Raw genomic sequence first — 19,152 nt, 5'->3', positions numbered from 1 at the left:
GCAATTGTACTTTATCTATCCAAATCAGGAATTGCCACCGGTAACATTCGCAGACAGCGAGGGTTTGCTTGCAGTGAGCAGGGATATAAGCCCTGAAAGGTTAGAAGAGGCTTATTATAAAGGTATCTTTCCCTGGTATAATAAAGGGCAGCCGGTGCTATGGTGGTCACCAGATCCAAGAATGGTTCTTTATCCGGAGAATCTGAAAATTGCCAAAAGCATGCGGCCTTTCCTGAATCAGGATAAATTTCAGGTGACTTTCAATAAGAATTTCGAAAAAGTGATCGAGAATTGTGGACAGGTTGATAGAAAAGGGCAGGATGGGACCTGGATCACCCCCGAGATCAAAGAGAATTATCTTCAGCTATATCAACAAGGTTTAGCTCAGTCTGTTGAGGTGTGGGATAAAGATAACTTGGTTGGTGGACTCTATGGAATCTATCTAAAAGATAAACATGTCTTCTGTGGCGAAAGCATGTTCGCAAAAGCCAGCAATGCTTCAAAATTTGGTTTTATTAAACTGGTTCAAAAACTGAAAAATGAAGGAGTAAAACTTATAGATTGCCAGATCTATACCAGTCATCTGGAAAGTCTGGGTGCAGAGGAAATTCCGAGAGAGGAGTTTTTGAAATTCCTCAAATAGAGAGGTTAATTCCCGTAAGAATAAACAATTCGTGGGTGGTAGCTTGTGTATAATCATCAAGACGATATTCCAGGCCAATATCAAGCTTTGTATTCCTAAATAGTTCGTTACCTACAGAAATCCCGAAACGATGCTCAAAAGATGGTTTTTGTTGTTTTCCCATACTCCATAATGCTTCAGTATTGGTAACCATAAAAAACTCTTTCTCATCTACTCTGTCTCCACTTAAAGGAAATTCTACTGAAAATTCATAACGACTTCTAAAACTGGTCTGTTCACGAAAACGCTCTTCAAATCTAATTCTGTGGGCAATTTTCACCCGATTGAATTTCCGGCTGCGGCCATATTGCTGGGTTATTCGAATTTCATCTTCCCGGCTGTCCTCAAAAACTTCCCTGAATCTATATCTTAGCCCCAAACTAAGCTTGCTGTAAAAACCAACCTCATAACTCGTAAACTGGCTGAGTTCGAGATGTTGTACTCTGAGTTGATCTGTTTCGTTCTGTAAAATCAGATTTCTGTTCCCAACTCCAAAATTATAAGACCATCTGCTATCACTTTCAATATTAAGAGAGAATTCAGGTTCTGCATATACAGAGAAATCCTCTTGAGAAAACAATAATCCGGAAAGTAGTAAAAATGGAAGAAGGAGGAATTTTTTAGAAGAGAAGATAGTCATAGGAATTCCTTATAATTTTTCGTTGTTCTTCAAAAATTCCCATTTCATCAAAGAGCATTTCGAATTTTTCAAGCTTTCCCTTATCTTTTGTTGCCACTATTAATTCATAATTATCTGGTTGAAGTTTTCGAAAATTAATACTGCGGTAAAACGTATTCTTAGCATCCCCATCTTTTGATAAATATTGAGCCTGAATTTTTTCAATTCGGAATCGCTCGTGATTTTGTTCGAGGTGGGCTTCTATATTGTCATAAACCAGTTTGATTAGTTCGTTTTTTTTCGCAGTAATTTCAACATCTTCAAGATTTCCATCCTTATTAAATTCTACACTGAAGTTGTACCGTTCATATTTGAATTTGGCTTCATAGCTTTTTTTTTGTCCATCTGTTTCATAATAATAGCGGACTTTCTTTATATTTTCCGGAAGGTTCTCCTTCAGAAATAATGAAACACTTTCCGGCATTTCTTCCAGCTTTATGCGATCTTCCTTTTCGATCTTATTGTCCTGAGCAAGAGCAAAAATCGGCAGAATATAAATGAATAGAAGTAACAAATGTTTCATTACAGGTTAACTTTTTTACCTAATTCTTTTACGGGCTTATATCTGAAACAATCTACCTGGTGATCGTTCACCATTCCGGTAGCCTGCATATGTGCATAGATCACTGTTGAGCCAACAAACTTGAATCCTCTTTTTTTGAGATCTTTACTTAGTTTATCGCTAATTTCTGTGGTTGCCGGTGCTTTTTTGTAATCTTCTACTTCGTTCTGAATAGGTTCTCCTTCTACAAATTCCCAGATATATTTGGAAAAGCTGCCAAATTCATCCTGGATCATCATAAATCTTTGAGCATTGGTAACGGCCGCCCGAATCTTCATTTGATTCCTGATGATACCGGCATCCTGCATTAGCTCGGTCACCTTCGCATCTTTATATTGTGCAATTTTTCGATAATCGAAATTATCAAAAGCTTCTCTAAAGTTATTCCGTTTCCGTAAAATAGTGATCCAGCTCAATCCCGCCTGAAAGGTTTCCAGGGTAAGAAATTCAAACAGGGTATCATCGTCAAGTACGGGGATGCCCCATTCGTGATCGTGATAGGCTTCATACAAAGGATCGCCTTCACACCAGCCACAACGTTTTAATTCTGCCATAATTAAGATCTAAAGTGATAAGTGATGGTACCGGGTTGAGAATTCCTACCTGCCAGTTTGCTAAATCTTGCTCCGGCAGAATATTCCAGGGCACGATCTGTTAAACATTCGTTAGAAGTAGTTGAACTCCCTTTGTTTACTGATGAATCTATAACATATCCATTGGCGTCCACGGTAATATTTATTACAACTTTTCCTGCTGTATCACAGGTGTACACCGGATTTGGGATTTTTACTGCCCGTCTCCCTTTTAATGAAAATGAAATAGAACTATAATCGTATGCGGCAGAGCTCTGAGAAGTTTCTTCTGCAGAATCATCTCCGTCTGAACGTTTTTTCTGCTCTTCAGAATTTTTCCTGTTTACCGAATAATTACCGCTAGAACCTTCAGTATCCTCATTTTCTGCCTGTTCCTGCTCGGCACTATTTTTTTCGAATATCTTATCCAGTTGATTTTTAAAATCTGCTTCCCGGGTTTCTTTGTCCTGATTATAGGCCTGGTGGGTTTGAACATCCCGCGGATTTCTTTTTGGAGTTTCTTCCTGCTTTTCAGGTTCTGCTTTTTCCTCTTCCTCAACTTTGAATTGTTCAAGATCCACCAACATCTCTGCAGTTTGCTGATTACTATTGGCAAGATTAAAATTATATAATGCCAGCATCAGGATAGCAAACAGAAGCGAAGTTATGATAAGCGCCTTATGCTTGTCGAAAAAGTTCTCGAAAAATTCCATATCTAATTAACAGTCAGTCGACTTAATTATTCTCTCGTGAAGGTAGCAATTTTTCGAAAGATTCTATATCCATCGCTTCTTCTACAGAATAATCACCAATTGCAGTTCTTCTTAATTCTGAAAGATGCGCACCGCTATCTAAAGCCTGACCAAATTCGTGGGCGAGACTTCTAATGTAAGTTCCCTTGCTGCAAACCACTCTGAAACCTATCTGCGGAAAGTTACTTGAGTCTATCTCAAATTCCGAAATTTCTACCTTTCTTGACTTTACTTCAACTTCCTTGCCTTCCCGGGCATATTCATAAAGTCTTTTTCCGTCTTTTTTTAAAGCAGAGAATACCGGCGGAGTTTGCTCAATTTCGCCAATGAATTTTTTGGAAGTATCCTGTAGAAATTTTTCAGATATATGTTTTGTGGGGAAATCCTGATCAATTTCGGTTTCCAGGTCAAAAGATGGAGTAGTGGCTCCTAAAGTAAAAGTTCCTGTGTATTCTTTGATCTGCCCCTGAAGGTCAGGAATCGTCTTGGTGAATTTACCTGTGCAGATAATGAGTAACCCCGTTGCCAGCGGATCTAATGTTCCTGCGTGACCAACTTTTATCTTTTTGATATTGCAGCTTTTTCTAATAAGCCATCTAACCTTATTTACAACCTGAAATGAGGTCCAGTTCAAAGGTTTGTCAAAAAGTAACACCTGTCCGGTCTTGAATTCTTCGGGAGTAAATTCCTTATTGTGCATATGCAAAAGTAATCGCCGCGAGTCCCACTACAAAACAATAGATAGCAAACCATGATAGCTTACTCTTTTTAACCAGGGAGATCATCCAGGTACAGGCTACAAGACCCGCCAGGAATGCTGCTATAAAACCAACTGCTAAAATTGAAAAATCGGTGGAACTAGCCATTAATTCTCCACTCAAAAGATCTTTAGCGATCTTTCCGAAGATTAATGGAACGACCATTAAAAATGAAAACCTTGCAGCCTTAGTTTTGTCATTCCCCAATAATACTGAAGTTGAGATGGTAGCCCCGCTTCGGGAAATTCCCGGTAACATGGCGATAGCCTGAGAAACTCCTATTACAAATGCATTGCTGTAGCTTACTTTCTTTCCGGTATTTTTGGCTTTATCGGCCAACCATAATAGAAGTGCAGTTATTAAAAGCATAAATCCTACAAAAAGAATATTTCCACCAAATAAAGCTTCTAATTGTTCCTCGAATAAAAGCCCTACGATTACTGCAGGAAGCATGGAAACGATGATCTTCAAGGAGAATTGGGTTTCTTCATTCCATTTGAAACTAAGTAAACCACCAATGATCTCAAGAACATCTTTTCTGAACACTACCAAAGTACTCAAGGCTGTTGCAAAGTGAAGTACTACGGTGAATAACAGGGATTCTTCAGGAACACTGGTGTCTCCTAGAATAGCTTTCCCCAATTCTAAATGTCCGCTGGAAGAAACGGGTAAAAATTCGGTAAGACCCTGAATTATTCCAAGGATCAAAGCATCTAATATGTCCAAACTGCTTATTTTTTATGGGGATTCAACAAAATGGCGTAAACCTCGATGGCAAAGCCAATCAGCACCATGGCTGGAGCAAGTCGAATTCTTTGAAAATTATAAATGGCGTCATTGAACTCATTTGGGTCTTCGCTACCACCGCCAGACATTAATATAAAGCCTAAGGCGATGACAGCCATCCCTATAAACATGAAGGTGTAGTTCTTCTTTCCGAATACAAAACCGGTGTTAAAGCTTCCTCCATTATGTATTTCTTTATCCTTTTTCATCTTCTAATAATAAAGTTCGTCCGTTTTCAAATTAAGAAAACGCGAGGTTGCAAAATACGTACTTATCCATGTAATTACAATTCCCATCAGGAAAATCCCGGAGAAGAGAATTACCAGCATTTTTATATCTCCCAGAAGATTAAGTTCTGTGAAACTGTTGTTTAGATAGTAAAGTACGGCGGCCATTCCTATCAAGGCCAAAATAGCACCGATTAAGCCTAATTTTACACTTTGCCAGATAAATGGTCTTCTTATAAAACCTTTAGTCGCACCAACCATTTGCATGGTTTTAATGATAAATCTTTTGGAATATACGGCAAGTCTGATACTGCTGTTGATCAATAGAACAGCGATAAATGTAAATACGGAACTGGCTACTAAAACCCAGAAACTAATCTTTTTTACATTATCGTTGAGTAGGGCAATAAGAGGTTTATCATAAACTACTTCGTCTACAAAATTCTTTGAGGTAAGATCTTCAGCGATCTTGTCTACCTGTTCAGAAGAAACAAAATCGGCATTCATATAAACATCGATAGAATTCTGCAGTGGATTGTAGCCCAGGAATTCCATGAAATCTTCGCCAATTTCTTCACTATGAGCTGCTGCTGCTTCCTCCTTGGAAACGTAAGTGGTTGATTTGGTATAATCGGCCATTGCAAGGCTTTTCTTCAATTGCTCGATCTCAACTTCCTTCGCAGTGTCTTTCAGGTAAACCGTAAGGGCGATCTGTTCTTTAAAATGATCGGCTACTTTTTTGGTGTTCAATACCAAAAGACCTAGCATTCCTAATAGGAAAAGCACCAGTGAAATACTGATAACTACTGAAAAATAGGAAGATATGAGTCGGCGTTTCTGATACCTTTCAAAAGATGTGGTCATAGAGTGACTTCAGATTTTTTGTAAAAATAAGAAAGTTCGGCTTTCTCAATCTTTAAAACGTTTAAACTTTTAAAAATATTGGGAATCCAAGTTTTTTCTTTTATACATAGGCTTTTAGTAAACTTTCTCATTTGCATTGTTACCTAAAAAATGATTAAGAATGTGAATGTTCAGTATCTTTTGAAAACCTGTAATCCTAAACTCGGCGAAATGCTGAAATCAAGCTATTCCATGGAGTGAATCCCGATCATATTGCCTTCGGTATCTTTAGCCAGACTTATAAATCCATATTCGCCAATAGACATTTTCGGTCTTACAAGTTCCCCGCCGGCGTCTTTAACCCGGGATTCTTCAATACTGCAATCTTTACTTCCAAAATAAACAATAGTACTATTACATCCAGCTTCCATGCCTTTAACCTGGACTAAAGCTCCAGTGGTTTTACCTTTAGATTCCATATTGCCCGGGAACGCCATCATTTTTAATTCATCATTGGATGGATCTCCTAATTCAGATAATTCTGTTTTAAAAACTTGTTCGTAGAAAGATTTAGCACGGCTTAAGTCGTTTACGTAAATCTCAAACCAGACTACAGGATTTTCGATATTCATAACTAATTGATTTAAGGTTAAATACCATTAAATTTAAAATTAATTGCTGAATTCTAGATAAGTCCTCTGACTTAAAAATTAGTACAACCTGCATTTATTTTGGAAACTACTTATTAGAGATTTTTACATGCAGTCGAAATGACATTTGAATATTTGTAGCACTGAGCCTGTCGAAGTACGGTCGAACTGACTTCAAATATTGATTACGCCTGAAAAGAATCATTTTCAAAAGCAGTCCCGATCACCACCAGATCTGCTCCGGCATCATAAGATAACTGAAGTTGTTGTGTGCTGCGGATGCCGCCACCCACAATAATTGGAATATCTAATGCCGCTTTTACTGCCTGAATTATTGCTGAAGAAACAGGGAATTTTGCTCCGCTACCTGCTTCCAGGTAGATCAGTTTTTTTCCCGAATATTGCCCGGCCAGTGCCGTATTTACAATTTGCTGAATGTCATTTTGGGATAAAGGAATGGTTTTACTCACCCTTTCAACTGAAGTTTCTCTCCCTCCGTCGATCAAAATATAACCGGTGGGAATAATCTCAAGATTGGTATTTTTTATCTTTTCTACAGAACGTACCTGTTGTTCAATGAGGAACTCGGGATTTCTTCCGGAAATAAGACTTAAGAAAAGTAAAGCATCTGCATGAGAAGAAATTTGGCTATGATCTCCCGGAAACAGGATTAGAGGTAATTTCGAAACATTTTTAATAGTTTTAACCACAGCACAGGTTCTATCTTTTTCTACCGTACTTCCGCCAATAAAGATATGAGTCGCATCTTTTGGCAATTTCTGAACAAATTCAGAAACTTTTGATTCATCAAATTTATCAGGATCTATAAGTGCCGCGAGCAATTTCCTATTTTCAAAGGCTGCCTGCTGAATTTCTTCCAGATAAGATTGCACCTCGACCATTAGGCTTTCGAATTAGAACTGGAGGACATCGCATGCACGCAGGTAAAATTCTCAAATTCCAGAAAACTGATATCAAACCAGGCATCGATCCCATTATATCTTACATGAGTAGTGGTTTCAGCATCATCAAAATCAAAATCTGTTACATTGATATGTTGTAAAAACCCAATTCCAGGTTGAGCCAGCATTTTATAAACCGATTCCTTAGCTCCCCAGACAATAGTGAGTTTTCGAATTAAGGCCTCCTCGTTGGCGAGGGTATGGTATTCATCCAAAGGAGTGAATTTACTGGCAATTTTCAGGATCTTGTTTCGTTGCTTTTCAATATCTATCCCTACATCTTTGTTGCTAATGATGATTGCGGTAAAATTAAAGGAATGGGTTATGGAAATATATTTATCATCCTTAAGATGGGGTTTTCCCAGCTTGTCATAATAAAGATCATGATCTATATAACCGGCTTCGGCAAGCAAATGCCTGATGCTCATAAAACCACGCCGATGAATTTCAGATTTCATACCGTCCACTCTTTTACGGCAATGTTCGGTTAATTCTATTCCATGAGACAGCCATTCCAAAGATTCTTCCACCTTCCAAATGAAGACTTTAGTATGTTCATCAACTGTTATTGTTTTATAAAGAGGCATAAAATTTCTAAGCTTTTCCTTATTTTTGCAAGCACAAAAATTGCTAATATTCAAATATAATAATATGTCAACTAAAACAGTACCGTATACGGCCTATAAAGTAAAAGATATTGAGCTTGCAGAATATGGACGTCGTGAAATAGAACTTGCTGAAGCTGAAATGCCAGGTCTTATGGCGCTTCGTGCAGAATATGGAGAATCTAAGCCTTTAAAAGGAGCAAGAATTGCGGGATGTTTACATATGACCATACAAACGGCAGTTCTTATTGAAACTCTTGTAGAACTTGGAGCTGAGGTTACCTGGAGTTCATGTAATATTTTCTCTACCCAGGATCATGCTGCCGCTGCTATCGCCGCTGCTGGAATTCCGGTTTACGCCTGGAAAGGAATGACGGAAGAAGAATTTAACTGGTGTATCGAACAAACTCTTTTCTTTGGAGAAGATCGCAAACCTTTGAACATGATTCTTGATGATGGAGGAGATCTTACCAATATGGTTCTCGATGAATATCCTGAACTTGGGAAAGGAATCAAAGGACTTTCTGAAGAAACTACTACCGGAGTTCACAGACTGTATGAGCGTATGAAGAAAGGAACACTTCCTATGCCTGCGATCAATGTAAACGACTCGGTAACAAAATCAAAATTTGACAATAAATATGGATGTCGTGAGAGTGCAGTAGATGCGATTCGTCGTGCTACAGATGTAATGCTTGCCGGTAAGCGTGTAGTTGTTTGTGGATACGGTGATGTTGGTAAAGGAACTGCTCAGTCTTTTAAAGGAGCAGGTTCTATAGTAACTGTTACTGAAATTGATCCAATATGTGCACTTCAGGCGGCAATGGATGGTTTTGAAGTGAAAAAACTTGAAACCGTACTTCCAAAGGCAGATATCGTAATCACTACTACCGGAAATAAAGATATCGTTCGTCCGGAGCATTTTGAAGCGATGAAAGACAAGACCATCGTTGCCAATATTGGCCATTTCGATAATGAGATCGCGGTAGCCTGGTTGAATAACAATCATGGAGATTCTAAAGTAGAGATCAAGCCACAGGTTGACAAGTATACGATCAACGGAAAAGATATCATCCTTCTTGCTGAAGGTCGTTTAGTGAACCTTGGTTGCGCTACAGGACATCCAAGTTTTGTAATGAGTAATTCATTTACAAACCAGACTTTGGCTCAGATCGAACTTTGGAAAAATACCGATCAATATAAAAATGAAGTTTATATGCTTCCTAAGCATTTGGATGAAAAGGTAGCTAAACTTCACCTGGAAAGAATTGGTGTTGAGCTTACCGAGCTTAAACAAGATCAGGCTGATTACATCGGTGTAACGGTTGAAGGACCTTACAAACCGGAATATTACAGATATTAGAATAGATCTTAGACTTAAGATCTAAGAAATTAGACAAAAAAAGCCTCGCAAATTGCGTGGCTTTTTTTATTTATCATTGATAATTTTTAGACCAAACAGTTGAAATTTAAAAAAAAATATTATTTTAACCCTTTGAATATTACTGATCTGTGTTGAGGATTAACAGCCCTATACTGTTTTGAAGGTGGATTACGATTGGAGAATTAATTTGATCTCGTAATTAAAATTTTTAAAACAGGGGAAGCCGAAAACCTATAAGAGTAGGCACATTCTTAAACCAATTTCATGAAAAATTTTGTATTACTAGTTGCGGTTTTTTTAAGCTGCAGCATAGCCGGGGCTCAAAACTTAAAAGAGCCTGACTTTATTGGAGAAGCTTTTATTCTTAAATCAGATTCTACTAGCCTCCCCTTAGAAAAAGAAACTGTAAAAATTAAAACTAAAGCCGGAGCCAGTGTTTATATCGTTGGGATAGGTAAGGTAAAATCAAAAATAGAAGTTGATGGTTGTTGCTCCAATACAAGAACTGCTACTAACAAAAGCCTGGATATCGTTGTAAGATCTGTAGATAACCAGACAGATCCGCTTTCTATTATTAGTTTGTTCAGATTTGATAATAACAGAAAAGTTAGAAAAGCAGAATTATCTTCTACCGGAACATTTTCAGGAGGATCAAATAATAATCTTGACTACATAATGTTTCAGGGTCGAAAATTTGGAGAATCTTCTTATATCATTACTGTACCGGAAATTGAAGATGGTGAATACGGAATTATCGTAAGGAACCCGAATTCCTTAGATGAAAAAAGTACCATTGTTTCTACTTTTGGAATAGGTAACTAAAAAAACTTCTTTTCATAGTAAAAAGCCTCGCAAATTGCGAGGCTTTTATTTGAATAATCAGTAATATTTTATTCAGCTTTTTCAAGTTGTCCTACCTTTTCCCATGTAGGATCAATATTAAGGCTTACGCTAATATGTATATCTTTTCCTCCATCTTTGAATACTACATCAGAATTATCATTTTCTAATCTGGCAGTTAATTCATTAGGAGTTAGTTTATACATCGCTCCTGTAATAGGATCTACCACAAGACCAATAAGACCTCCAAATACTATATTCCCTATATACCACTCATTGAATTTTTTAGAAAGCGTGGTCTTATAGGATTTATAACCATCCATTTTTATAAGAACCTGATATTCCTGATTTCTCTTAAGATCTTTTTCTACAGGAGTTTTACCAACTTCAACTTCGTTGATAAAAACTGTAGCCGCAGCCGGAATAGAGTTAAACTTAACGGTTTGTCTGGAACCCGATACAATCGTAGCGCAGCTTTGTAGCAATAAAAAGCTAACCAGAGGTAAAATTTTAATTAGATTTTTCATTTATAAGTTCAAAATTAGGTTAGTCGAGAGTTAGTTCGTATTGAGGCAAGCTCGACACATCGCCTTCAAATTTGTATAGCTCGATATCAAGACGATAACAGCTGCTCCAGATATCAGGTTTCTTTTTTCCAACTACTTTTACAATGTTGGCACCATTCTCTCTAGCAGTTTTTCTGGCCTGATTCATAATACTATTAAAACTACAATCAGTTGAGAATCCTGAATCCTGGAATTTGAGATTACCAATTTTTAAGATATTTTCGGGAAGATGATGATCAATATCCAGCAAAGCCACCTCCTGGTCAATTGATAATTTCGGTTGTGTGTTAGTAAAATTAGATTTGATTTTCGGGCTACAACTTACAAGCCCGATAAGCAGTAAAAAGAATAATTTTTTCATTTCATTTTTAATGTGTTATATCCCTGTTAATAAGGCTCTTCAGTTGAGCCCTATTAAAAATTTTTAATTTTCGGAAGACGAATTTATATTAAAAAGCAATTGGTTTTACACCTAACAGTTATTTTTTTAGTACACTTCAAAAAATTCTTAATAAAAACTACAATGGGATTTTATCTACCTTAGAACATTACTATAAAAATTTTAATATGTACAAGAAATTAATTTTTGCTATTCTGTTGGTTGTTTGCTTCGTTGGCTGTAAAAATGAAGATTCTAAAGCTTCCGCAGAAAAAGAGGCCGCTCAGGTGAGTGCAAAGTTCGACTCTATTCTGAACAATTATTATGAAGATGGGTTGAAACTCAATCCTATTTCAGCCACCACCTCTGGAGATATGCGCTATAATTATAAGTTTCCAGATTTCCTTTCTTCAGAATATCAAGACAGTTTGAGAAATTACTATACGAAGTACAGAGACGAGGTTAATTCTATAAATGACGAAGATCTTAGTGATACCGAAAAAATGAGTAAGGATATCCTGCTTTGGGAGTGCGATATCAATCTTGCTTCTATGGAATTTAAAAAATCCAAATACATTCCTGTAGACCAAATGTGGTCTGTAAATCTTTTTATGGGACAATTGGCCAGTGGGGTAGGTGCACAACCCTTCAAAACTGTAGAAGATTATGAAAACTGGCTAGAACGCGTAGATGGTTTTTTAACCTGGATGGATTCAGCCGAAAAGAATATGCGTGAAGGTATGGAGAAAGGCTATGTGTTACCGGCATCCTTAATTCAGAAAGTAATCCCGCAAATGGAGTCTATGACTGGTTCTAATGTCGAAGAGCATTTGTTCTATGGACCGGTGAATAATTTTCCGGATAGTTTTTCAGAAGAAGAAAAGCAGAGAATTACGGAAGAATATAAAACCATGATCACCGAAAAAGTGATTCCGCAATATAAAAAAATGTATTCTTTTTTAAAGCAGGATTATTTGCCAAAGGGACGAAAATCAAGTGGAATAGCAGATATTCCTGAAGGAGAAGCCTACTACAAACACCAGATAAAGCTTTATACCACTACCAATATGACTGCGGAAGAAATTCATCAGCTCGGTCTGGATGAAGTGGCGAGGATCTCAAAGGAAATGGAGAAAGTGAAAAAAGAAGTTGGATATGAGGGAGATCTAAAATCCTTTTTCAATCATGTGCGTGAAAACAAAGAATTGATGCCTTTTACAAAACCGGAAGAAGTGATCGCAAATTTTGAGGAGATCCATGAAACTATGAAGCCAAACATCGATAAACTTTTTAGTGTTACTCCAAGAACAGAATTTGAAGTTAGAAGAACGGAAGCATTTCGTGAAAATTCGGCGAGCGCAGAATATAACCCCGGCTCCCTTGATGGAACAAGACCAGGAATTTTTTATGTGCCAATTCCCGATGCTGCAACTTATAATGTATATAGCGATGAATCCTTATTTCTGCATGAAGCCATCCCGGGACATCACTACCAGGTTTCTTTAACCCAGGAAAATGAAGATTTACCAGATTTCAGAAAGACCCTCTGGTATAGCGGTTATGGTGAAGGCTGGGCCTTATATTCAGAATCTTTAGGAAAAGAGTTAGGACTGTATACAGACCCTTACCAGTATTTCGGTACGTTGGGTGCAGAAATGCATCGTGCGGTACGCCTGGTGGTTGATACAGGTTTACATAGTAAAGGATGGACCCGAGAGGAGGCAATCCAGTATTCTCTGGATAATGAAGCGGAACCAAAAGCCAGTGTAATTTCAGAAATTGAAAGATATATGGCCAATCCAGGACAGGCCTTGTCTTATAAAATAGGTCAGTTAAAGATCCAGGAGCTAAGAGAGCGTGCAAAATCTGAATTAGGCGATAATTTCGATATCAGGGAATATCACAAGGAAGTATTGGAGACCGGATGTGTACCATTGCAGTTACTGGAAAATAAAATAGATAACTGGATCGCAGAAGCGAAATAAAGTTTTTAGAAATAGCAGAAAGCCTTTCTGGAATTTTAGCCGTCAAGCTGAACTTGACTCAGCTTCTCTAGAGATCCTGAATCAAGTTCAGGATGAGGATAATTAAAATTTCAGACGGGCCTTTCTATTTATAACCCGGTATACCCTGACCCAGCACAAAATCTCTTTCTATAAGTGCCATTTTTCCTGTCTTTGTTAATTGAACCACACCCTTACTGCCCCGGGGAGGATCTTCCATATGATCTTTAGTGAAGCGGGGATCATCTTCGAAGAAATAGGCTGAGAGATAATAATAGCTTCCGTCAGGCTCCAGAATATAGGGATGTATATGCGCCGGGGTTCTACGGTCTGGATAACCTGCCGGCACTTGAGTATAAAAAGTAAACTCCCCGTCCTTCCCGGTCTTAATCCAGCCTCTAAGGTAGCCGTGTCTTTTAGCCCAGTCTTTTTCATCCCCTTTGGTAGGATAAACACCGTCTGCATTGGTATGATGAATATAAAGCACAATATCTTCAGCAGGGGTACTGCCATCAGCTTCATAAATAGTTCCGGTGATCTTCAGTTTATTTTCTGCAGAAGCGAATTCCGGAAGGGTGTCCACCGCATTCAAATCACGTTTTCCATATTCCAGCACAGCTTCACAACCCTCACAAGGTCCGCCCACAAGTATGGGTGCTAGTTGCTGTTGCGACCTGGCACATGAAAAGAGTAAGAGTGAAATCCCGAAAATGATTATTCTTAAGTCCATATCTATAATGTTCTACCTAAATTTACTTAAAAATTGATTATCAGTCAACTAACCAGTTGACGCTGAATACTTTCCTTTGATCCAAAAATTAAGACCGAATCAATTCAATTCCCTGTTTTTGAGTAAATTGAAGTCTAACCAAAACCCAATTATATGAAAGTATTCAAATTGTTACCCATTTTCGCCCTGCTTTTATTCAGCAGTTGTGATGAAGAAAAGAAAGAAACTGACGATATGGATGACATGGCTGAGCAGGCCGATTTACGTGATCCTTCCGAAGCCAATAAGCAATGGATAGCTGCCTGGAATAGAAATAATCCACAGGAGCTGGACACGCTTACGTCTAAAGATGCGGTTCTTTATATGCAGGGTCAAAGTATGAGTGCAGACAGTATTCGTTCCTGGTATAAAAATGCGGCGCCCATGATGAAAGACCTCAAAACTACTCCAGAAGTTGAATATTCAGGTGATGAGGTTGCTTATGAAGCCGGCACCTATATGCATGGTATAAAAAATGACAGTACTAATGCTTCCTATCAGGGTTCCTATACTTTTATCTGGAAAAAAATGAATAATGACTGGAAGCTACAGGTGATGAATATTACCGATAAAGAAAATGATACCACCGCTACCAATTAATTAGCTGGATAAAGTTTCTATAAAAAATAAAGCTCTTTCAAATATTTGAAAGAGCTTTATTTTTTAATTCAATGAAGACTGAAAGTTCTTCATCATTTTATAGATAACTTTAAATACGAATTTGCGTTTCTTACTTCCCGGACTTCTTTCTAATCTGAATTTTATAAATTTTCCACCAGGTTCATTATTTGAAAACTGATAATTTGTACCGTCAAGAACAAATTTTGTCTTTTCAGAGAAGATAAAATCAGACACATATTTCTTGACCAACCTGCGTTTACCGGAAGAGCCTTTCATAATTTTGGTTTTTGGTTAGAACTATTAAGATACGAAAAAAATCTTTCGCATTTAATCAGGTATTAAAATCTCCCTACTTCGATAACTGATTTTCTCAACATCATTACATCCAGAAAAAGTCATTTATCGATTTAAATGGCTGTAAAAAATGCAGATAGGCGCATGAAATGAAAGATTTATCAATGCTTTCCGATTTTTATTTTGCTGTTCAATGCGGGGATGGTTATTTTAATCTTCCCTAAATTTGATATAAATCGAACTAACTATGGAAATACTGGTTTATGGGATTGGCGGCGTTGGCGGATATTTTGGCGGAAAGCTCGCAAATGCAGGGCTAAATGTAAGTATGATCGCCAGGGGAGAGCATCTTAAGCAGATTCAGAAATACGGGCTTGAAGTTGAAAGCATCAACGGGAATTTTAAAGTGAAACCAAAAGTTGCCACTTCTGATATTTCCAAAGTTCCTAAACCAGATCTTATCATTCTCGGAATTAAATCCTGGCAAATTCCTATGATCGCTTCGGAATTAAAACCCATCTTAAAGAAAAATACTATCGTCTTGCCCCTTCAGAATGGAGCCGATAATTATGAAAAATTAATAGAAGTTTTACCGAAAGAGAATGTGCTTGCCGGTCTTTGTTTTGTGGTAAGTTTTATCGAAAAACCTGGTAAAATTAAACATGCGGCTTATGAGCCAAAGATCGTTTTCGGGGAAAGTGATAATTCGAGATCAGATCGAGTGATGAAAATTCACGAAACCCTGGATGAGGCAGGAATTGAAAATGATATTCCGGAAAACATTCAGCTGGAGATCTGGAAAAAGTTCCTCTTTATCTGTACAGTGAGTGGTATCGGTGGATTAACTCGTGTTCCTGTAGATAAGATCAGGGAGAATAAATTTCTTTACGAGATGATGAGAAATTCGGCCAGGGAGATCATCGAAGTTGGTAAAGCCAGGGGCATTCCGCTTAACGAAAAGCACCTGGAAATGGTATTCGAGATCATCAATTCTCAACCAAAGGGCACTACGGCTTCCACGCAGCGCGATATTATGAATGGCAAGCCTTCAGAATTAGAAAATTTCAATGGATTTATAGTAAAAGAAGGGAAGAAGCTAGGTATTGAAACTCCGGTGAACCGGTATATTTATGAGTGTCTGAAACCTATGGAAGAAGCCGCCCGAAAATCGAAATAATAGAACTTTCAATTCCTCCCCATAAGTCCTTTAAAATTGTATTTTTGCAGGCAGGTTAAAAAACGTCACCCTGAACTTGATTCAGGGTATTATTTTAGAAGCTGAATCAAGTTCAGCTTGACGAAATGTAAAAGAAAGCGACAGAAGATGAGTTACCACTTTAATAAGATCGAGGAAAAATGGCAGAAATACTGGGCAGAGAACCAGACTTTCAAAGCTGAAAACGATTCTGATAAACCAAAATATTACGTATTGGATATGTTCCCTTATCCTTCGGGAGCGGGGCTGCATGTAGGGCATCCGCTGGGGTATATCGCCAGTGATATTTATGCGCGCTTCAAAAGACATAAAGGTTTTAATGTATTGCATCCGCAGGGATATGACAGTTTCGGTCTTCCGGCAGAACAATACGCCATTCAAACTGGTCAGCATCCTGCGCTAACTACCGAAAATAATATTGCCCGTTATCGTGAGCAATTGGATAAGATCGGATTTTCATTCGACTGGAGTCGTGAGGTGAGAACCAGCGAGCCAGACTATTATAAGTGGACGCAGTGGATCTTTATCCAGCTGTTTGAAAGCTGGTATGACCATGAAGCTGAAAAATCCCGGTCAATCACTGAGCTTGAGGAAATTTTTTCTTCGGAAGGTAATTCCAGGCTAAATGCCGCTTGTGATGAAGAAATAGAAGAGTTTTCTGCGGAAGCGTGGAAAGCGTATTCGGCTGATGAAAAAGAACAAATCCTTCTAAAATATCGCCTTACTTACCTGGCGGAAGCAGAAGTAAACTGGTGTCCGCAACTTGGAACGGTACTGGCGAACGATGAGATCGTGAACGGGGTTTCTGAGCGTGGAGGGTATCCTGTGGTACGAAAGAAAATGACCCAATGGAGCATGAGGATTTCGGCATTCGCTGAAAGATTGCTCCAGGATCTTAATAAAATTGACTGGACCGAAAGTTTGAAGGAAAGTCAGCGTAACTGGATCGGAAAATCGGTAGGTGCACATGTCGATTTCAGAATTAAAGATACAGATCATAAAGTAGGAGTTTTTACCACCCGTCCCGATACCATTTTTGGAGTTACGTTCATGACGCTGGCGCCAGAACATGATCTGGTTGAAAAGATCACTACCGATGCTCAAAAAGAAGAAGTTGAAGCTTATATTACTGCCACAGCCAAGAGAAGTGAGCGTGAGCGTATGGCCGATGTAAAGAGTATTAGTGGTGTATTTACCGGTGCTTATGCAGAACATCCTTTTACCGGGGAATCTATTCCTATCTGGATCGGGGATTATGTTTTAGCAGGTTATGGGACTGGAGCCGTGATGGCCGTTCCCTGTGGCGACCAGCGGGACCATGATTTCGCCAGGTATTTTGATCTACCTATTACCAATATTTTTAAAGATGTTGACGTTTCGCAAGAGGCTTATGCGGGGAAAGAAGGCACGGTGATCGCAAATTCAGATTTCCTTAGCGGACTTGAATATAAAGAAGCGCTTAATAAAGTAATTCTCGAACTGGAAAAAACAGATCAGGGTTACGGAAAGACAAACTACAGGCTAAGAGATGCAGTTTTTAGTCGCCAACGATACTGGGGAGAGCCTTTCCCGGTTTATTATGTGAATGGCCTGCCGAAAATGATAGACCTGGAGCATCTTCCTTTAAGGTTGCCTGAAGTGGAAAAATATCTTCCAACTGAAACCGGCGAACCGCCATTAGGAAATGCAACGGATTGGGCCTGGGATACAGAGAAAAACGAAATAGTGTCGAACGATAAGATCGATGACAATACTGTTTTTTCTTTAGAATTGAATACTATGCCGGGATGGGCAGGAAGCAGCTGGTACCTATTCAGATATATGGATTCCGGAAATCCGGATCGATTTGTTTCAGAAGAAGCTCAGAAATACTGGGAGAATGTAGACCTGTATATTGGAGGTAGTGAGCATGCTACCGGTCACTTGTTATACTCAAGATTCTGGACGAAGTTTTTACATGATCGAGGCTGGCTAACAGTGGAAGAGCCTTTTAAAAAGCTGATCAACCAGGGAATGATCCTTGGAACCAGTGCTTTTGTGTACAGGCTGGAGGGAGAAAATGTTTTTGTTTCCAAGAATCAGATCAAGGGTAATAATGTGCAGCCAATTCATGCAGATGTTTCTTTGGTGAATGCTTCCGATGAACTGGATATTGAAGGTTTTAAGAAATGGCGCCCGGAATTCGCTGATGCGAAATTCCTGACTGAAGACGGGAAATATGTTGTTGGAAGAGAAGTGGAGAAAATGTCCAAGTCTAAATATAACGTTGTAAATCCAGATGAGATTTGTAATGATTACGGGGCAGATACCTTAAGAATGTATGAAATGTTCCTCGGGCCGCTGGAGCAGGCGAAACCCTGGAATACTGCCGGAATCACCGGAGTACATAATTTCCTGAAGAAGCTATGGAAGCTATACCATAATGGAGAGGAATTCTCAATTTCAGATGATAAAGCTTCCGCAGATTCATTGAAGACCTTGCACAAGACGATTAAAAAGGTGACGGAAGATATTGAGAATTTCAGCTTTAATACTTCTGTTTCAACATTTATGATCTGCGTAAATGAGCTGACTGCTCAAAAATGTAATAGCAGAGAAATTCTTGAGCCTCTGGCAATTTTAATCGCTCCTTATGCTCCGCATATTGCTGAGGAATTGTGGGAAAAAGTAGGTCATTCCGAATCTATTACTACGGCTACCTATCCTGTTTTTGAAGAAAAATACCTGGTGGAAAGCAAAAAGAACTATCCGGTTTCTTTTAACGGGAAAATGAGGTTCACCATGGAGCTTCCACTGGATATGGCGAAAGATGAAATAGAAAAGACGGTATTAGGGGATGAGCGTACCCAGAAACAGCTTGAAGGGCGTACTCCTAAAAAAGTGATCGTTGTACCCGGAAAAATTGTGAATATCGTAGGCTAATATTGGGATAGAAAAATACTGCAGACCGCTTTCAAAAGGGAGCGGTTTTTTTATATAATTAGGACATGCTGAACTTGTTT

The 19,152-nt window shown here is 38.5% G+C and carries 22 protein-coding genes; 7 read left to right on the top strand and 15 right to left on the bottom strand.

What is annotated here, in order from left to right; genetic code table 11:
- Nucleotides 1–4: 4 nt before the first annotated feature.
- The gene (gene aat, locus LGQ90_RS10365; RefSeq protein ID WP_229340841.1) at nt 5–643 is read left to right on the top strand and encodes a leucyl/phenylalanyl-tRNA--protein transferase; all 639 of its coding nucleotides are present in this window, start codon (nt 5–7) and stop codon (nt 641–643) included.
- On the opposite strand, the gene LGQ90_RS10360 is transcribed toward aat, so the two are convergent.
- The 11 genes from LGQ90_RS10360 to LGQ90_RS10310 all read right to left on the bottom strand — a co-directional run bounded on the left by LGQ90_RS10360 (nt 636) and on the right by LGQ90_RS10310 (nt 8,060).
- The gene (locus LGQ90_RS10360; RefSeq protein WP_229340839.1) at nt 636–1,322 is read right to left on the bottom strand and encodes a DUF2490 domain-containing protein; all 687 of its coding nucleotides are present in this window, start codon (nt 1,320–1,322) and stop codon (nt 636–638) included. The two genes, aat and LGQ90_RS10360, sit on opposite strands and share 8 nt — an antisense overlap.
- Nucleotides 1,303–1,884: a hypothetical protein gene (locus LGQ90_RS10355; protein ID WP_229340837.1), complete on the bottom strand. Its 582-nt coding sequence runs from the start codon at nt 1,882–1,884 to the stop codon at nt 1,303–1,305. Before LGQ90_RS10355 ends, LGQ90_RS10360 begins: the two co-directional genes overlap by 20 nt.
- Nucleotides 1,884–2,477 (bottom strand): DNA-3-methyladenine glycosylase I, encoded by a 594-nt coding sequence (locus tag LGQ90_RS10350; RefSeq protein ID WP_229340834.1) that lies wholly within the window; start codon nt 2,475–2,477, stop codon nt 1,884–1,886. The genes LGQ90_RS10355 and LGQ90_RS10350 overlap by 1 nt, the downstream gene beginning before the upstream one ends.
- 2 nt (nt 2,478–2,479) lie before the next feature.
- On the bottom strand, nt 2,480–3,208 hold the full coding sequence (locus LGQ90_RS10345; protein WP_229340832.1) for an energy transducer TonB family protein: 729 nt from the start codon (nt 3,206–3,208) through the stop codon (nt 2,480–2,482).
- A gap of 22 nt (nt 3,209–3,230) precedes the next feature.
- A complete protein-coding gene (truB, locus tag LGQ90_RS10340) occupies nt 3,231–3,947 on the bottom strand; it encodes a tRNA pseudouridine(55) synthase TruB (protein WP_229340830.1) in 717 nt (238 codons plus the stop codon).
- Complete coding sequence (locus tag LGQ90_RS10335; protein WP_229340828.1) at nt 3,937–4,731, bottom strand: undecaprenyl-diphosphate phosphatase; 795 nt, start codon at nt 4,729–4,731, stop codon at nt 3,937–3,939. Before LGQ90_RS10335 ends, truB begins: the two co-directional genes overlap by 11 nt.
- Before the next feature lie 5 nt (nt 4,732–4,736).
- Nucleotides 4,737–5,000 (bottom strand): DUF3098 domain-containing protein, encoded by a 264-nt coding sequence (locus tag LGQ90_RS10330; protein WP_229340826.1) that lies wholly within the window; start codon nt 4,998–5,000, stop codon nt 4,737–4,739.
- Nucleotides 5,001–5,003: 3 nt separating this feature from the next.
- Nucleotides 5,004–5,882 (bottom strand): cell division protein FtsX, encoded by an 879-nt coding sequence (locus tag LGQ90_RS10325; protein ID WP_229340823.1) that lies wholly within the window; start codon nt 5,880–5,882, stop codon nt 5,004–5,006.
- A 224-nt stretch (nt 5,883–6,106) separates the two neighbouring features.
- Complete coding sequence (locus LGQ90_RS10320) at nt 6,107–6,493, bottom strand: VOC family protein (protein ID WP_229340821.1); 387 nt, start codon at nt 6,491–6,493, stop codon at nt 6,107–6,109.
- A 203-nt stretch (nt 6,494–6,696) separates the two neighbouring features.
- Nucleotides 6,697–7,413: a phosphoglycerol geranylgeranyltransferase gene (locus tag LGQ90_RS10315; protein ID WP_229340819.1), complete on the bottom strand. Its 717-nt coding sequence runs from the start codon at nt 7,411–7,413 to the stop codon at nt 6,697–6,699.
- On the bottom strand, nt 7,413–8,060 hold the full coding sequence (locus tag LGQ90_RS10310; RefSeq protein ID WP_229340816.1) for a 4'-phosphopantetheinyl transferase family protein: 648 nt from the start codon (nt 8,058–8,060) through the stop codon (nt 7,413–7,415). Before LGQ90_RS10310 ends, LGQ90_RS10315 begins: the two co-directional genes overlap by 1 nt.
- A gap of 64 nt (nt 8,061–8,124) precedes the next feature.
- On the opposite strand from LGQ90_RS10310, the gene ahcY reads away from it, so the two are divergent.
- Both ahcY and LGQ90_RS10300 read left to right on the top strand, forming a co-directional pair.
- Nucleotides 8,125–9,441 carry an adenosylhomocysteinase gene (gene ahcY / locus LGQ90_RS10305; RefSeq protein ID WP_229340814.1) on the top strand — a complete coding sequence of 439 codons (1,317 nt, stop codon included), beginning with the start codon at nt 8,125–8,127 and terminating at the stop codon, nt 9,439–9,441.
- A 285-nt stretch (nt 9,442–9,726) separates the two neighbouring features.
- On the top strand, nt 9,727–10,284 hold the full coding sequence (locus LGQ90_RS10300) for a hypothetical protein (RefSeq protein WP_229340812.1): 558 nt from the start codon (nt 9,727–9,729) through the stop codon (nt 10,282–10,284).
- 68 nt (nt 10,285–10,352) lie between these two features.
- Here the strand turns inward: LGQ90_RS10300 and LGQ90_RS10295 are convergent, their stop codons facing one another.
- Together LGQ90_RS10295 and LGQ90_RS10290 are read right to left on the bottom strand one after the other, a co-directional pair.
- Entirely contained in the window at nt 10,353–10,829 is a 477-nt protein-coding gene (locus LGQ90_RS10295; protein ID WP_229340810.1) for a PEGA domain-containing protein, read from the bottom strand.
- 19 nt (nt 10,830–10,848) lie between these two features.
- A complete protein-coding gene (locus LGQ90_RS10290) occupies nt 10,849–11,229 on the bottom strand; it encodes a hypothetical protein (RefSeq protein ID WP_229340808.1) in 381 nt (126 codons plus the stop codon).
- 206 nt (nt 11,230–11,435) lie between these two features.
- On the opposite strand from LGQ90_RS10290, the gene LGQ90_RS10285 reads away from it, so the two are divergent.
- Nucleotides 11,436–13,232 carry a DUF885 domain-containing protein gene (locus tag LGQ90_RS10285; protein WP_229340806.1) on the top strand — a complete coding sequence of 599 codons (1,797 nt, stop codon included), beginning with the start codon at nt 11,436–11,438 and terminating at the stop codon, nt 13,230–13,232.
- Nucleotides 13,233–13,356: 124 nt separating this feature from the next.
- Here LGQ90_RS10285 and LGQ90_RS10280 read toward each other — a convergent pair whose 3' ends face one another.
- Nucleotides 13,357–13,980 carry a peptidase associated/transthyretin-like domain-containing protein gene (locus LGQ90_RS10280; protein ID WP_229340804.1) on the bottom strand — a complete coding sequence of 208 codons (624 nt, stop codon included), beginning with the start codon at nt 13,978–13,980 and terminating at the stop codon, nt 13,357–13,359.
- Between the two features lie 153 nt (nt 13,981–14,133).
- Here LGQ90_RS10280 and LGQ90_RS10275 point away from each other — a divergent pair, with 153 nt between their 5' ends.
- A complete protein-coding gene (locus tag LGQ90_RS10275) occupies nt 14,134–14,619 on the top strand; it encodes a YybH family protein (RefSeq protein WP_229340802.1) in 486 nt (161 codons plus the stop codon).
- Nucleotides 14,620–14,682: 63 nt separating this feature from the next.
- Here LGQ90_RS10275 and LGQ90_RS10270 read toward each other — a convergent pair whose 3' ends face one another.
- Entirely contained in the window at nt 14,683–14,916 is a 234-nt protein-coding gene (locus LGQ90_RS10270) for a hypothetical protein (protein ID WP_229340800.1), read from the bottom strand.
- A gap of 265 nt (nt 14,917–15,181) precedes the next feature.
- On the opposite strand from LGQ90_RS10270, the gene LGQ90_RS10265 reads away from it, so the two are divergent.
- Both LGQ90_RS10265 and leuS read left to right on the top strand, forming a co-directional pair.
- Nucleotides 15,182–16,111 carry a ketopantoate reductase family protein gene (locus LGQ90_RS10265; RefSeq protein ID WP_229340798.1) on the top strand — a complete coding sequence of 310 codons (930 nt, stop codon included), beginning with the start codon at nt 15,182–15,184 and terminating at the stop codon, nt 16,109–16,111.
- Between the two features lie 147 nt (nt 16,112–16,258).
- Nucleotides 16,259–19,072: a leucine--tRNA ligase gene (leuS, locus tag LGQ90_RS10260; RefSeq protein WP_229340797.1), complete on the top strand. Its 2,814-nt coding sequence runs from the start codon at nt 16,259–16,261 to the stop codon at nt 19,070–19,072.
- Nucleotides 19,073–19,152: the final 80 nt, after the last annotated feature.

Origin of the sequence: Christiangramia sediminis (assembly GCF_020552705.1) — a bacterium.
Taxonomy (GTDB): Bacteria; Bacteroidota; Bacteroidia; order Flavobacteriales; family Flavobacteriaceae; genus Christiangramia; species Christiangramia sediminis.
This window is presented reverse-complemented; position numbering and strand designations above follow the sequence as displayed.